This is a genomic window from Metabacillus sp. KUDC1714, from assembly GCF_014217835.1.
GTDB classification, from domain to species: Bacteria; Bacillota; Bacilli; order Bacillales; family Bacillaceae; genus Metabacillus; species Metabacillus rhizosphaerae.
Map to the genome: position 1 here is coordinate 1,707,501 of NZ_CP055263.1, position 14,899 is coordinate 1,722,399.

Annotated in this window: 15 protein-coding genes (1 of these 15 running past the window's edge); 4 read left to right on the forward strand and 11 right to left on the reverse strand. The window is 37.6% G+C overall.

Translation table 11 applies throughout. The features are described from left to right. Positions 1–553: the 5' portion of an agmatinase gene (gene speB, locus HUW50_RS08165; protein ID WP_185653823.1), read on the reverse strand. It extends 329 nt beyond the left edge of the window; only the first 553 of its 882 coding nucleotides appear in the window; its start codon is at positions 551–553; its stop codon lies off the left edge, out of view. 66 nt (positions 554–619) lie between these two features. Continuing rightward, positions 620–1,450 carry a spermidine synthase gene (gene speE / locus HUW50_RS08170; RefSeq protein ID WP_066338048.1) on the reverse strand — a complete coding sequence of 277 codons (831 nt, stop codon included), beginning with the start codon at positions 1,448–1,450 and terminating at the stop codon, positions 620–622. A gap of 559 nt (positions 1,451–2,009) precedes the next feature. Here speE and HUW50_RS08175 point away from each other — a divergent pair. Next, a complete protein-coding gene (locus HUW50_RS08175; protein ID WP_066338053.1) occupies positions 2,010–4,073 on the forward strand; it encodes a transglycosylase domain-containing protein in 2,064 nt (687 codons plus the stop codon). A gap of 338 nt (positions 4,074–4,411) precedes the next feature. Here the strand turns inward: HUW50_RS08175 and HUW50_RS08180 are convergent, their stop codons facing one another. Beyond that, the gene (locus tag HUW50_RS08180) at positions 4,412–4,927 is read right to left on the reverse strand and encodes a YwhD family protein (RefSeq protein ID WP_066338055.1); all 516 of its coding nucleotides are present in this window, start codon (positions 4,925–4,927) and stop codon (positions 4,412–4,414) included. Between the two features lie 25 nt (positions 4,928–4,952). Beyond that, positions 4,953–5,618, reverse strand: a complete 666-nt coding sequence (locus HUW50_RS08185; RefSeq protein WP_157094500.1) for a site-2 protease family protein — start codon at positions 5,616–5,618, stop codon at positions 4,953–4,955. Between the two features lie 403 nt (positions 5,619–6,021). Between HUW50_RS08185 and HUW50_RS08190 the strand changes: the two genes are divergently transcribed. Further along, positions 6,022–6,207: a 2-hydroxymuconate tautomerase gene (locus tag HUW50_RS08190; RefSeq protein WP_066338058.1), complete on the forward strand. Its 186-nt coding sequence runs from the start codon at positions 6,022–6,024 to the stop codon at positions 6,205–6,207. 209 nt (positions 6,208–6,416) lie between these two features. On the opposite strand, the gene HUW50_RS08195 is transcribed toward HUW50_RS08190, so the two are convergent. The 3 genes from HUW50_RS08195 to HUW50_RS08205 form a co-directional block, all read right to left on the reverse strand. Next, positions 6,417–6,938, reverse strand: a complete 522-nt coding sequence (locus HUW50_RS08195) for a YwgA family protein (RefSeq protein WP_185653824.1) — start codon at positions 6,936–6,938, stop codon at positions 6,417–6,419. A gap of 103 nt (positions 6,939–7,041) precedes the next feature. Beyond that, positions 7,042–8,340 carry an HD domain-containing protein gene (locus HUW50_RS08200; protein WP_066338062.1) on the reverse strand — a complete coding sequence of 433 codons (1,299 nt, stop codon included), beginning with the start codon at positions 8,338–8,340 and terminating at the stop codon, positions 7,042–7,044. Positions 8,341–8,505: 165 nt separating this feature from the next. Continuing rightward, positions 8,506–8,730 carry a YuzB family protein gene (locus HUW50_RS08205; RefSeq protein ID WP_066338063.1) on the reverse strand — a complete coding sequence of 75 codons (225 nt, stop codon included), beginning with the start codon at positions 8,728–8,730 and terminating at the stop codon, positions 8,506–8,508. Positions 8,731–9,072: 342 nt separating this feature from the next. Here HUW50_RS08205 and HUW50_RS08210 point away from each other — a divergent pair, with 342 nt between their 5' ends. Together HUW50_RS08210 and HUW50_RS08215 are read left to right on the forward strand one after the other, a co-directional pair. Then, positions 9,073–9,849, forward strand: coding sequence for an RsfA family transcriptional regulator (locus tag HUW50_RS08210; RefSeq protein ID WP_066338064.1), 777 nt, complete (start codon positions 9,073–9,075; stop codon positions 9,847–9,849). Between the two features lie 178 nt (positions 9,850–10,027). Further along, entirely contained in the window at positions 10,028–10,843 is an 816-nt protein-coding gene (locus HUW50_RS08215) for an EcsC family protein (protein WP_066338066.1), read from the forward strand. 85 nt (positions 10,844–10,928) lie between these two features. Here the strand turns inward: HUW50_RS08215 and HUW50_RS08220 are convergent, their stop codons facing one another. Genes HUW50_RS08220 through HUW50_RS08235 form a run of 4 tightly spaced genes read right to left on the reverse strand, consistent with a single transcriptional unit; the run spans position 10,929 to position 14,867 of the window. Then, positions 10,929–11,993 (reverse strand): Gfo/Idh/MocA family protein, encoded by a 1,065-nt coding sequence (locus HUW50_RS08220; protein ID WP_066338069.1) that lies wholly within the window; start codon positions 11,991–11,993, stop codon positions 10,929–10,931. A 21-nt stretch (positions 11,994–12,014) separates the two neighbouring features. Continuing rightward, positions 12,015–12,881 carry a sugar phosphate isomerase/epimerase family protein gene (locus tag HUW50_RS08225; protein ID WP_066338072.1) on the reverse strand — a complete coding sequence of 289 codons (867 nt, stop codon included), beginning with the start codon at positions 12,879–12,881 and terminating at the stop codon, positions 12,015–12,017. Between the two features lie 34 nt (positions 12,882–12,915). Then, the gene (locus HUW50_RS08230; protein WP_185653825.1) at positions 12,916–13,908 is read right to left on the reverse strand and encodes a Gfo/Idh/MocA family protein; all 993 of its coding nucleotides are present in this window, start codon (positions 13,906–13,908) and stop codon (positions 12,916–12,918) included. Continuing rightward, positions 13,905–14,867, reverse strand: a complete 963-nt coding sequence (locus tag HUW50_RS08235) for a Gfo/Idh/MocA family protein (RefSeq protein ID WP_066338077.1) — start codon at positions 14,865–14,867, stop codon at positions 13,905–13,907. The genes HUW50_RS08230 and HUW50_RS08235 overlap by 4 nt, the downstream gene beginning before the upstream one ends. Positions 14,868–14,899 lie beyond the last annotated feature (32 nt).

Sequence of the window (14,899 nt, forward strand, 5' to 3'; positions counted from 1 at the left end):
CTTTTGCCCATTGGAACTCTTCCTTCATACCTGAGCGAATCCCAAATGAATAGACATTTTTTGGTCCGATTAGATCAGCAATTTTTTTAATTGGTGTTGAATGTGATAATGGTTCACCTTCATATTCATCACGTAAATCTGTATGTGCATCCATATGAATGATCGCTAAATCTGGATATTTTTTATACATCGCCTTCATTACTGGCCAGGAAACCAAATGTTCACCGCCCATACCTAATGGGTATTTGTCGTCTGCAAGTAATTTGTCGATATATTCCTCGATCATATCGATGCTTCGTTGCGGATTTCCAAATGGGAGCGGAATGTCACCAGCATCATAATATTTTACTTCATCTAATTCTCGATCTAAATATGCACTGTATTCTTCAAGCCCAATTGATACCTCACGAATACGAGCTGGACCAAAACGAGAGCCTGGGCGGTAGCTTACTGTCCAATCCATAGGCATTCCGTAAATTACTGCTTCACTTTCTTCATAGTTAGGATGGCTCTTGATAAATACATTACCTGAATATGCTTCATCAAATCTCATTTATTTTTCCTCCTATAAAAAAGTGAGAGAACTATTCCCTCACTTAAAGTTCTTATATAATATGAATTACTTGATTAAGTCACTTACGAATTTCGGTAATACGAAGCAAGCTTTGTGTAATTCTTTTGTGTAATACTTAGTTTCAATTTCATGGAAACGTTCTTCACTTACTTCAAGTGGATCATATTTCTTTGAACCAATTGTGAATGTCCATAAACCACTTGGGTATGTTGGGATGTTCGCAGTGTAAAGACGTGTAATCGGGAATATTTCCTTCACATCACGTTGAACGTTTGTAATTAATTCTGGTGTAAACCAAGGGTTGTCTGTTTGTGCTACGAAAACACCGTCTTCTTTAAGCGCTTTTGAAATACCAGCATAAAATCCTTTTGTAAATAAGTTTACAGCAGGCCCCATTGGTTCAGTTGAATCTACCATAATAACATCATACTCATTTTCACTTTCAGCGATATGCATGAAGCCGTCGCCTACTTTTACTTCTACACGTGGGTCTTCTAGTTTCCCTGCAATTTCAGGAAGGAATTTTTTTGAATACTCGATGACTTTCCCATCTATATCAACAAGTGTTGCTTTCTTCACTTGAGGATGTTTCAGTACTTCACGGATAACGCCACCATCACCGCCGCCAACAACAAGAACATTTTCAGGATTAGGGTGTGTAAATAAAGGAACATGTGCAACCATTTCATGATAAACAAATTCGTCCTTTTGTGATGTCATGACCATTCCATCTAGAAAAAGCATATTTCCAAACTCTTCCGTTTCAACCATTTCTAAGTATTGAAAGTCTGTTTGCTCTGTATGTAACGTTTGTTTAATTTTTAATGTGATCCCAAAATTCTTTGTTTGTTTCTCTGTATACCATAATTCACTCATTTTATTACCATCCTTTCATCTATCAGCTCTCAACTATACATTTATCCTTTTACATTTATGTCAAACCTTAAGAGACAGAATTCATGTATTTAAGCTTGTTTTATTATTTGAAAAAAATTACAGACTTATACAACTGCTTAGTGCTCGACATCTAACCCCACTGTACTTAGTTTTCATGTCTAGCTCCAGCGCCTAGCTCCTCGATTCATGAGCGTCTTATGCTTTTCGGGGCTGATCAAGGCGCTTCCGCTTTTCTATTGAACATCCGGAAAATTTTTCATTTATATCCTTTTAAAACTATAGATGAATCTAGTAAAAAATCAAGAAAAAATTCATGACTTTTTATCAAAATGTTTAAAAACCTTTTAAAAAACTCATAATGGCTAATAGTATCTAAGTTCGGACAGCATATGATCCAGCTCCAGCGCCTAGCCCCTCGAGTCATAAGCCACTCATGAATTGAAGGTAGAGAACACCTCCTATTCATGAGCGTCTTATTTGCCCGAGACTGAACAAGGCACGACTTGAGCTTTTCTATTTTAGATTGGAGGTGAGCAAAATGGATGTGATCACACCTAAACGAATTCGAATTACGTTAAAGACAATCCGTGCCATAACATTTATTAGTTTGCTATTATTAGTCTTTTTTTCAACAATTATTCTTAGTGTTGTTATGTATGCCAAATGGCAAGGGCCTCCCTCTTTAACAGTGCCACAATCAACGATTATTTATGCGAGTGATGGGTCAAAGATTGGGGAATTACATAATGGGCAAAAACGGTATTGGGTGCAGCTTGATGATATTTCTGAAAATGTTCTTCAAGCAACGATTGCGATCGAGGATCGAAGCTTTTACGATCATAATGGTTTTGATTTCAAACGAATTGCAGGGGCTGCTTTAGCGGATTTAAAGGCGATGGCCAAGGTTCAAGGTGCTAGTACGATTACACAGCAATATGCTCGTAATCTATTTTTAAAACATGAAAAAACCTGGCAGAGAAAAGCGATGGAAGCCTTTTACACCATACGCCTTGAGCAAAATTATAGTAAGGATGAAATTTTAGAGGGGTATTTAAATACGATTTATTATGGTCATGGAGTATACGGGATCGAAGCTGCTGCTAAATATTACTTTGGAAAGAATTCCAGTGAGTTATCTTTAGGGGAAGCCGCTATGCTTGCAGGCATCCCAAAGGGCCCCAGCCTTTATTCTCCTTACGTTAATCAAGAAAAAGCCAAAGGTAGACAAGCGATCATCTTGAAAACGATGGAAAAAGAGGGCTATATTACGGAAAAACAATTAGCCAGCGCATTAAGCGAGAGTCTTGTATATACAACAAAGGAAGATAAGGTTCAAAAAGGCATTGCACCTTATTTTCAAGATGCTGTTATGAGTGCTTTAGCAGACGAATTAAATATTGACGCGCAAATGATTGAAACAAAAGGGTTAAGAATTTATACGACATTAGACTTAACAATGCAAGAAATCGCAGAGGATCTGGTGAAAAAGTCTATCGATAAGAAATCTGATATACAAGCTGGTTTTATTGCTATTGATCCAGCTACAGGTTATGTAAAAGCCTTAATTGGTGGGCGTGATTATGAAAAAAGTCCGTTCAATCGGGCAACACAGGCGAAAAGACAACCTGGCTCAACAATAAAGCCTTTATTATATTACTCAGCCATAAACAATGGGTTTACGCCATCTACAGAGATGCTGAGTGAGCCAACGACATTTTCATATGATGATGGCAAGGCTTCATATAAGCCGAGCAACTATAATGACTATTATGCGAATGACTTTATTACGTTACTTCAAGCCATTGCTTTATCTGATAACATTTATGCTGTTAAAACTCATATGATGCTTGGGATGGAAAAGCTTGTGAAAACGGGCGAGTTATTTGGACTTAACACAAAAATTAAAAACATCCCTTCAACAGCTTTAGGAACATCTCCAGTTCGCTTAGTTGAGATCGTTAATGCTTACGGTATGCTAGAAAATGGCGGAAGAAAAATTGAGCCTACCTATATTACTAAGGTAGAGGATGCCACAGGTGAAATTATTTATAAATCTGATACAAAAAAGGAACAAATCCTTAATGAACAAGCTGCTTTCGTTACAACTCATATGATGACAGGAATGTTTGATACTGCTTTAAATGATTATACTTCTGTCACTGGTCATAGCATCGCTGACTCTTTAACGAGAGACTACGCTGGAAAATCTGGTACTACATCAACAGATAGTTGGATGATTGGTTTTTCACCACAATTAGTTGCTGGGGTTTGGACTGGATATGACAAAGGAAAAACGATTGATCTCGTTCAAGAGCGGGGCTACGCAAAAGCAATCTGGGCTAAGTTCATGGAAAAAGCTTTGGACAAAGAGTCTGTTAAAGCTTTTCGTCCTCCAGATGGTACCGTGGGGGTGTACATTAATCCTGCTAGTGGAAAGCTTGCTACTGAGGATTGCCCTGTCCGAAGGCTCACTTACTTTATAGAAGGCACAGAGCCAACAGAATATTGTAAAGAGCATCTCAAAACCGATGACGATAAGGTCCATGAGCACAAAAAGAAAGAAAAAGATAATTGGTATGACCTTTTTAAATGGTGGGATTGATAATTACAAAAGCGCAAGTGCCTTGATCATCGCCGTACAAACTGGAGGAGCATCGACTAAAGATAAAGGAAACACGGTAAGCGTAGCGAACCGATGTTGACTTATCGTAGGGAGATGATCTGAAGTTTGCTAGGCGATAGGCGCTGGAGCTAGATGCCGTACGCTTTTCCACAGTTCAATAATTTTATAATTTTTCAAACGATAAAAAACCCCGAACTGACCTGTTCGGGGTTTTTCATGTCCTAGTTTTATAACTGTATTCTTAGTCTACTAATTTTACCGAAGAACCACAAGAATTTACCAATTTATTCACAAAAACGTCACACTTTCGACATATTTCAGTTAGCATTTAGATCGTCTTTTAATTTTTGGTCAGAGTGTTCCCACATATGTTTATCATGCTTTTTTAAGTATCCAGCAAGGATTTCCTTTGAACGCTCATCCATATGCTCGACAATAATATGACGCTTCATTGATTTATCCATTCGGTTAACATGTTCTGGAAGTGATTTATAGCCTCTTCGTATCGAACGATCAACTGTCATCTCACATGCTGCAACACCAGCGTAATATGGACCTTCTGCCTTACGATCAATCGTGACCCATACTAGCCAATAAGGCTTTCCATTAGGAACCTCTTCCTTAGTTTTAAGAAATTTAATGCCCTTTTCAACAACACTTCTTGCATGCATAGCCCCAATATCAACGAAGGCCTCTCCTTCTTCAATATCAATAAATACCGGTGATACATTATCAAGACTAAGTGCACCAACACCATAGCCTCCATGTCCATCAGTAGGGTCACTCTTTATAATATTAAAGCCAATGCTTTTCTTCTTTTTATTTTCCTCCATGTTTAAACCTCCTAAATCATTTATCCTATAATATTGGACCTAAAAGAAAGTGAAACAATTCCATCACCGCTGTTCTACCAACAGCAAAAATAGGCTGAATAATGTAACCATCAAGTGGTGTAATAACTAATATCAGAAAAATAATGATTCCATAACTCTCATATTGCGTCATTTTCGCTCTAATATTTGCAGGAGCGAGATCTTCAATAATCCGGTAACCATCTAATGGTGGAAATGGAAGTAAATTAAATATAAATAGCATCACATTAAGTGACACAAAAATATTGAAAAAATCCTGAAGACCGTTAACATAAAATTCTGGTAGTGCGGTTACTGCATTTGTTGCTAATAGAATATACCAAATTGCAGTCCCAAGAAATGCGATCACTAAATTACTTAGAGGACCTGCAACCGAAACGAGAACACCTGCTAAACGAGGTCTTTTAAAATAGGAACGATTAACAGGTACAGGTCTCGCCCACCCAAAACCTGCAATAAAAATCAGCAGCGTACCAAAGGGATCTAGATGTGCAAGTGGAGAAAGCGTTAATCTGCCTTGCCTTTGTGCAGTTGGATCACCAAATTTATATGCTACATAGGCATGAGCGTATTCATGAATTGTAAAAGCAATCATTAACGTAATGACGACATATGGAATCATTTCAAGTGGAAATGCTAAAAAACTATTTATACTATTTAAATTGTCCATCTCTCTCTCCTTTAGACTTTTAAAGTTGGCTCTTTTCTAAAAGATTGTTGCTTTTACTAATTAAGGTTGATTGGAACGGATTGCGAGACTCCTGCGGGAGTAGCGGGACAGGTGAGACCCCGCAGGCGTTTACGCCGAGGAGGCTCACCGCCCGCCCCGCGAAAAGCGAGCATCTCTCGCTGCAATCAACCAGGCACAATACTTATTTAATAGCAACAAAGTTTGCAAAGCATCCTTAAAGTTCAACTTAAAGCAAATTCAATCTATTTACTACTAGCTTAACATGTTATGCAAACCATTTCGCTTAAAGTATACTATATTTACAGGCTGATTTCGTACTATTTTGATTACGATAAAGCCCATACATATGAAGGAGTGATAAACAATGCCATACGTAACAGTTAAAATGCTTGAAGGAAGAACAGACGAGCAAAAAAGAGCCTTAGTCGAAAAAGTAACTGCCGCTGTATCCGAAACAACCGGGGCGCCCGCTGAAAAAATTGCTGTCTTTATCGATGAAATGAGCAAAAGCAATTATGCACTCGGTGGTAAGAGATTAAGCGACCAATAGTTAAGAAAAGCGCAAGCGCCTTGTTCAGCGACGTAGAAAAAAGAGCACTCCGTATGAGATAAAGGAAACACGGAGAGCGTTAGCGATTCGATGTTGACTTAGCGTATAAGGAGGGTGAAGTTCATTAGTCGCTAGGCGCTGGAGCTAGACACCCAAACTAAGTACAAAAAGTTATACTTTCTTCACTTTAAATAGAAAAGCCCGCCAACTTAATGTTTGGCGAGCTCTTCTGCAACTAAACCTCTTAAATTCTCGATATATTTATACGCATCTAAAATCTCTTCTTCTGTATAACGCTGCTTACTCTTTAATGTAAATACCTTCTCTTTAACCTCTTCTTGTTCTAATCCATCAAAATATAAAACCGTTGAAACAAGCTCTAAAAATCTTGAGCTTTGCTCATTTAAATGAAGCATACAACCTTCAAATGGAGGTAGATCTAGATCATAATGACCTAAAAACTCAGTTCCAGTATCTGTTAATGAATAGCGATATTGAAAATAGCCACCCTTTTTTTCATGAACTTCATTTAAGAACCCTAAGTTACAAAGTTCTTCAATTCGAAGTGTCAGCTCCTCAGAGTACGGCCCATAAAAGTGAAAGTTATATTTTTCATAAAAAGGAAGATCGATCTTTTTCGCAATATAAATCATCTTTTGTAGCTTTTTCCGACCAATGATTTCCCCAGCTGATGAGATCACCTTCATCAGCTTAGCGTGTTCTTTCATCAATGCCCCGTCATCTCCTAACTCTTTCTCTGTTTGATCGATAAAAGGTGTATTTTTTTCTAGCTCAACAATCCCAGGAAATTTCAGGATGTCGCACTTTTCAAATCTAGTTAGATAGGTTTAATAATTCTAAGATCTTTTTCTTAGCTGTTCGCTTCGTTGAAAAGTCCTCTAACAAATCTAATGGGAAATATAATTTATGATCTGTTCTTCTTTTCCCTGAAATCGCATCAACGATTTCAGATTGTCTTGATAGCTCTCTAAGATCTCCGTTTGACATTTGTAAATGGATTGGCAAGCGTTCTTCTTCCTCACCAGGTCGATAAAAATCATAAGGTAGGTCTGAAGAAGAATCGACAACTAAATAATAGTCAGGATCAATTCCTGCCTTCTTAAATAAGGTGGTTAGCTCCATCAATGTCATCATCTGTACATTTGGGTTAAATTCAACATATTTAAACAACTTGCGGTTCATAAAACGTCTGCATAAATCACTTAAAATCGGATCTTCCTCATCCTGCCATGCTTGAAAATAAAACATAATAACAGATTCATCCAATTTTAAGTAGTCTTCTAATGTGAGTTCATCCTCAAACATGGAATAAAAATGGATAGGACTATGCTTAAAGGAGTAAAATTCCTGATGTAGTCGTTTTGCTCGATGAAGTATTTTTGTCAGGATCACTTCAGCACTTCTAGTAACTGGATGAAAATAAACCTGCCAGTACATTTGATAGCGACTCATAATATAATCCTCAACAGCATGCATCCCGCTGCTTTTTATAACAACTTGATCTTCACGAGGGCGCATGACACGGAGAATTCTTTCCATATCAAAATGACCATAGCTAACCCCTGTATAATAGGCATCACGCTGTAAGTAATCCATACGATCTGCATCAATCTGGCTAGATATTAAACTAACAACCTGTTTATTTTCATAGGTTTTTGCAATAACCTCTGCAACCTTCTTCGGAAAGTCTGCTCCATTTTCTTTTAATACAGAATGAACCTCCGTATTCCCTAGGATAATCGCCTGAGTAAAGTCCTCATGATCAAGGTGAAATACCTTTTCAAAGGAATGTGAAAATGGTCCATGGCCTAAATCATGCAGAAGTGCAGCACAAAGACATAACAGTCTCTCTTCATCATCCCATTGCGGACGCCCCTTAAAGATATCATCCACAATTCGTCTAACAATTTCATATACACCTAAAGAATGGTTAAATCGACTATGCTCTGCACCATGAAACGTTAAATAGGTTGTACCAAGCTGACGAATTCTTCTAAGTCGTTGGAATTCCTTTGTTCCGATTAGATCCCAAATGAGTTTATCACGAACATGTATATAGCGGTGAACGGGATCTTTAAATACCTTTTCTTCAGACAATTTTCCATTTTCCATTGTCTTCCCTCTTCCGTTCTGACTTGTCTCTTTATTGTATTCACTAATGGTTTAAATTCTTATTCACTTCTTCTATTATAGCGACTTCTTATTGATATTCACACCTAAAATCTTGCATAAAACGACAATAAAAAATCACCTTTGTAACGTTCAACAAGGGTGATGTTATTTTTTTAATTTCTTTTCAATTTTATCAATAAGTTCATCTTCTGTTAGTGCTGACATAGGGCGATTGTTAACAAATGCAAAAGCCTTCTTTCTTCCTGGGCCACAGTAAGATTGACATGCTATATCAATCGAAGCTTCGGAATCTATTTTTTCCAATCTTGGCACTAATGTTTTAATGTTTGTTGCTTGGCAATCATCACAAATTCTAAATTCATTTGCCATCGAGCTACAATCCTTTCTATTACAAAGCGTCATTCCGCTCCATATTTGAAAGACCTATTAATCCTTCGTTTTCACTAAAAGGTATTTTACCGCTTATCTAATCCCAATGCAAGTAAACAAACAAAGTCAAACCTGAGATTTACCTTCCATCAATGGATAATTTCACCTCGGATAGTAGATTCTAAAGATGAAAGATATATTGTTGAATCAAATCATTACTAATTAATTTCCATAAAAAACTAGTATCCTCTTAAGAAATTTGTATAAAAACCTTCGAAATTGTCCATCCTTATTAACAGTTAATGAATTAAACCATCTATTTATATAGGGAGTTGGAAAAAGATGAAACAAAGACAAGATGCTTGGTCTGAAGAGAATGATTTATTACTAGCTGAAACTGTTTTACGTCATGTACGGGAGGGAAGTACACAGTTAAATGCCTTTGAAGAAGTAGGTGATAAGCTGAATCGTACCTCTGCTGCATGTGGCTTCCGTTGGAACGCAGTTGTCCGACATGATTATGAAAAAGCACTTCAACTTGCTAAAAAACAACGCAAACAACGTATGAGAGCACTCGGAAAAGGACAGCCAGTCAAGAAACAGCTTCTCTATTCACCAGATTTGCCATCTATTGAAGTTGATGAGGACGAACAAGAAGAGCTTACAATGATGTCAGCTTTAGAGAGTCATATGGCCGAAGTAATGCCAGCTGATGAGGATGTTACTGCTAACTTGCCAAAACCAACACCAAAACCTGTATCAGTACAACCATTTACAGGTATGAATCAACAAGTTGTATCACCAAACAGAATGACAATGGAACAAGTTATTGCATTCTTGCATTCTTATAAATCAAATAATGAGCACTCAGAGGTTCTTATGAGTGAAAATAGACGATTAAAGCGTGAAAATCAAGAGCTCACTTCACAAAACGAAGAATTAATGAAAAAGGTTGAGAGACTTGAACAAGATACTGTTACAGTCCAAGAAGACTATGAAACATTAATGAAAATCATGAACCGCGCAAGAAAACTAGTATTATTTGATGAAGACGATCGCGCATCAACCACAACATTTAAAATGGATCGTAATGGCAATCTGGAAAAAATGGCTGAATGATTTATTAAGACGTAAGGAGATCCTTCCTGCGTCTTTTTTCGTATGATCGGACTAATCATTTCAGGTTTAAAAGACCTTTTTCAGGAGAGTATAATTAAAATACGGAACCTATTAAAGGGTCAAACGTATTACAGTTATACAAGTATATGTGATAAATTAATGAAAAGGTTGGTATGACGTGGAAACTAGGGATTGGTTACAAACAGAGCTACAAGCAATTGAAAAATGGGAGAAGGATCAACAGGGTCTTTGGTTTTGGGAAAAAATTGGGCGCCTTCCTTTTAAGCTATTAGATAAAGTAACTCCTGCTTTTATCCAAAAGAAAATTGGTGTTTTACTAGATGAGCTAGGATCTTTCGTTCAAACAGGTGGACAATACTTAACACAGGAAAAAGCTATTTTAGCCAAGCTACAAAAGCATTCACTAAAAGAGACAATTGAGCTTGCTGATATTTCTTCACTTCCTTTATCTACTATGGATGCTGTTGGCCAAGAATTAAAAGCAAATCGAAGCAAGCTCGCGACCATTCAAGGAGCAACAACAGGAGTAGGCGGTATTTTTACGTTAGCGGTAGATATTCCTGTCCTACTTGGTCTTTCATTAAAAACACTTCAGGAAATTGCGATCGCATATGGCTATGATCCAAAGGATCGTAATGAGCGGATTTTCATTGTAAAAAGCCTTCAATTTGCCTCAGCAGACGTTGTGGGAAAACAAGCCATTTTAAATGAATTATCAGCGTTTTATCATCGCGACAAATCAACAAATAATGAAATGATTTCCCAACTACAAGGCTGGCGCGAGGTCGTTTATACATACCGTGATCAATTTGGTTGGAAAAAGCTACTGCAAATGGTGCCAATCGCTGGAATGGTATTTGGTGCACTCACAAATCGTTCCATGATCCATGACTTGGCTGAAGCAGGTATGATGCTTTATCGGAAAAGGAGAATTCTTGAAAGACTAGAGAAAGATGAGAAGAGCACCACCTAGTTTCGAGCTTTATCCAAAACCGCTTCAAAAAACGGACACCTGTTTTTTGAAGCGGTTAAAGACAATTATGTTCTGGCTTCACCTTCTATTCGAAATAAATCTCCTTCCCTTTTTGGCTAGATTCATACACCCCAACTAATATTTTCATCATTTCTACGCCGTCTTGAACGGGGCTGATTGTTTCTGCTTCACCTTTGATACAAGATATAAAATGATCAATTTCATTTTGAAATCCTTTATGAAAATCAAATGATAATGAATCAATTTGTGGTGTAGAATTTATTATCGTATTATTTTTTTCTGTTACAATTTGAAGTTGAGGTTCGATTTCTGCACCACCTTTGTCACCGAATACGTTAACAGCGATTGATTCTTCCTTTGCATGGAGTGTAAAACTTACATCGACCATTAAAGAAGCTCCATTTTCAAATCGGATGATTGCATTAGCTAAGTCCTCAACTGTATTCTTGTCAGGCTCATAATCTGCTGCTTTGTAGAAAGATTTGTTTTCAACATTTGCGCGGTTACCTAGCTTATTGTATGTATTTCCACTGATTGATTTAACTTTCGGTTTCCCCATTAAATACCAGCACAGATCAATAACGTGAACACCTAGATCGATTAATGGCCCACCACCTGATCTTTCCTTATCAGCAAACCACCCCCCAGGATTACCTAAAGCTCGGATGCAGGATGCTTTTGCATAATAGATTTCTCCAAGATCTCCAGAATCAATAAAGCTCTTTAATACTTGAGTATTTGTGCCAAAGCGACGAACGAAGCCAACTTGAAGTACCTTACCAATATTTCTCTCAACAGCTTTTTCTATTTCGTATGCTTCTTCAATTGTTTTACATAACGGTTTTTCAACTAACACATGTTTCCCTGCATTTAATGCAGCAATTGAAATTTCCGCATGTGAGTTATTCCATGTACAGATACTGACAGCATCAATCTCTGAATCTGCTAGTAATTCCTGATAGTTTTTATAATGTTTTTTAGCACCATATTTCTCTGCTTTTTCTTGTGCTCTTTGTTCATTAAGATCACAAACAGCATAGATTTCAACACCGTTATTATTTTTATAGGATTCAAAATGCATTTCAGAAATAGAGCCTGCCCCAATTACACCTACTTTTATTTTCCCCATTTTTTGTTATCTCCTTTTCTTTTAAAGTTCTTCCCAAATTCTTTTGACATTATCTAAACCTATTTTAGATCCTTGTCTACATTCTTCTAAACCCTCAAATTCGATGGAAATGTACCCATCATAGCCAGATTGTTTTATTACGTTCAGTACATCATATAAATGAATATCACCGTGACCGGTAATTGCACCTCTTAAATAATTACCTGAAGCAGTTTGGAACCAGCCTTCACCAGGATGATAGGAAGAAGCTGGTCGATAATAAAAGTCTTTCGTATGAACCATTGATGCATAGGCTATATTTTTCTTTACAGCTGCAACTGGATCTTCGTCCACACAAAGGAAATTCCCTGTATCCAGTGTCGTTTTAAAATTTGCTCTAGCTACACTCTCGATTAATCGCTGTATCCTCTCACTTGCCTGAACATAGAAGCCGTGATTTTCCACACTTGTCACAATGTCGTATTGTGCTGCATAATCAGCGATTCTTTGGCAAGCTTCTGTTAATCTTGGTAAATCTAGTTCGAACTGTTTAATAGATGCTTCGTGAGGGGACTTAAATGCTACATCATGCCTCATCAGCTTTACACCTAGTTGATGTGCAATATCAACTTCTTTCTTTACTCTTACAATTTCTTGTTCAAATGCTTCCCTATCACCCTTTAGAAAGTCAGCACCTATCGCATAGTTTGAAATTTCAATACCTGCTTCTTCCGTCTTTTGAAGAATCTCTTCTATTAACCATGGGTTATCCGTCAAGCTGAAACCCATCGGAACAAGCTCAATATGCTCGCCACCCTGGTCAGCCGTCCATTGAATAACATCCATAATCGACATTTCTCCTGAGTTAATTGCTCCTACTAAACTGTAGGAACTCATACCAAGCTTCATTAATAGCCCTCCATTTAACTAAATTTCACATTAACTAGTAATTCTCATTACGTTTTAAAAGAACCGTTTCTTTTAATTCGTTAGATTGATAGGCAGCTTTCACAACTTCCAATGTTCTGAGGCCGTCATTTCCGGTTATTGAAGGTTTACTCTTTGACTTAACACAGAAAATAAAATCATTGACCAAGCCCTCATCCATATCCTCTGACCATGGATGCTGCTGGATTTTCCCGGCATGATCATTGTAGAGTACAGAATGCTGTTTAAATGCATCAACGGATAAAGCACCCTCTGTTCCAACAATCTCCATTTTGACGTCGCCCCATGTCGGAAATGTTTTTGGTCGGGACCAGCTTGGGTCAATCGATACTATGACTCCGGATTCGAGCTCTAGCATGACCAAACCGCAATCCTCGACTTCGATATCGTAAAAGCGTGTATCAAATTCTGCATATACATTTTTCACTTCATCATTTAATATCCAACGGAGCAAATCCATGATGTGAACAATATGGTCTGTGGCAGATCCTCCACCCGATAATTCTTTTTCAACGAACCACCCACCAGGCATTTGTCCATGATTTGTTGCATTTACTGCAATGACTTCGCCAATTTTCCCTGATTGAATGATCTCTTTCACTTTTTGAATAGCCGGGGCAAAACGGACTGGATATGCTACTTGTAAAATAACATCATGTTCCTCACAAGCATTAATCATTTCTATAGCATCTTCGACTTCAGTAGCAATCGGTTTTTCACACAAAATTTGTTTTTTATAGCTTGCAGCTTTTAACACGTGTTCTTTATGATTCACGTTTTCAGAGCAAATGATGACGGCTATAATGTCAGTCTTTAATAATTCATCCAGTTCTGCATAAAATTCCGTCTCAAATTGCTCAGCCATCTTATTTCCCCGCTGCTTATCAGCATCCCAGATCCCAGCTAATTCAGCTTCGGGGTGCTGCACTAAGTATTTTGCATAGCTTAGTGCATGCATATGAGCAAAACTAATCATTCCTACTTTCATATGAAAACACTCCCATTTAATGAAACAGGCTGGCCTGTGTTAGCTGACTTCCTTGCTGCTTCTGCAATTTGAATTGCTTTTAAAGCATCATCAACTACAATCATCGGTTTATTTTGTGTTTCTGCCCATGCTGCAACGTGCTCCAACTGTCGATGAAGCGCTGTCTTGGCTAAGATACTTTCTTCAAGCTTGGGCTCATGATAAGAAGGAGACAACTGAACATTGATTGGATAACTATCTTTACTGTTGTGGGTAAGCATTCCTTTATCTCCAGTAAGCTCAAAGCTTTTTTCCTTTTTTGCCTTTGCCCAAGACAATTCAATATGTGCAAATGTGTTATCTTTCAACCGAAGTGATACTAATGCATACTCAATCGGTGATCCATTCAAGCGCTCCCTTTTGACGTGTTTGGCCATGACCCGTTCAACATCACCAAATGTCCATGTCAGCCAATCAAAATCGGGTATACCCAAACCAGTAAAGATATCAATCTGTCCTCCTGGATGTGACATGCCACTTGATAATCTAATGACACCTGGTTTCCCAATATTCCCATTGCACACCTGATTTCTTGCATCCGCATATTCAGGGGAAAATCTTAGTGTATTCCCAACATAAAGATGAACATTTTTTTCTGCGCATTCCTTTACAATGGCTGATGCTTCTTCCAGGGTTGATGCTAGTGGAGATTCACATATGATATGTAATCCTTCCCTGTACATATGGCGGATAATATCAGTCCTATTCACTGGTAAGCAAAGATCGACTACATCGACATCTAGGGATTTTAAATCTTCAACATGTTCAACTAATTTATGTTTATATCTTTCAGAAACTTGTTCATTCTCTGTAGTCTCGATTTGAACTACGCCAACAACATTCACATTCTTAATTCTGGACCAGGCACTAAGATGATCGTTAGTTGATTTTTCACTTCCTACTACTGCTACATTTAACAATTCTTACACCTCTACCTTAGTTATTCTTAAAA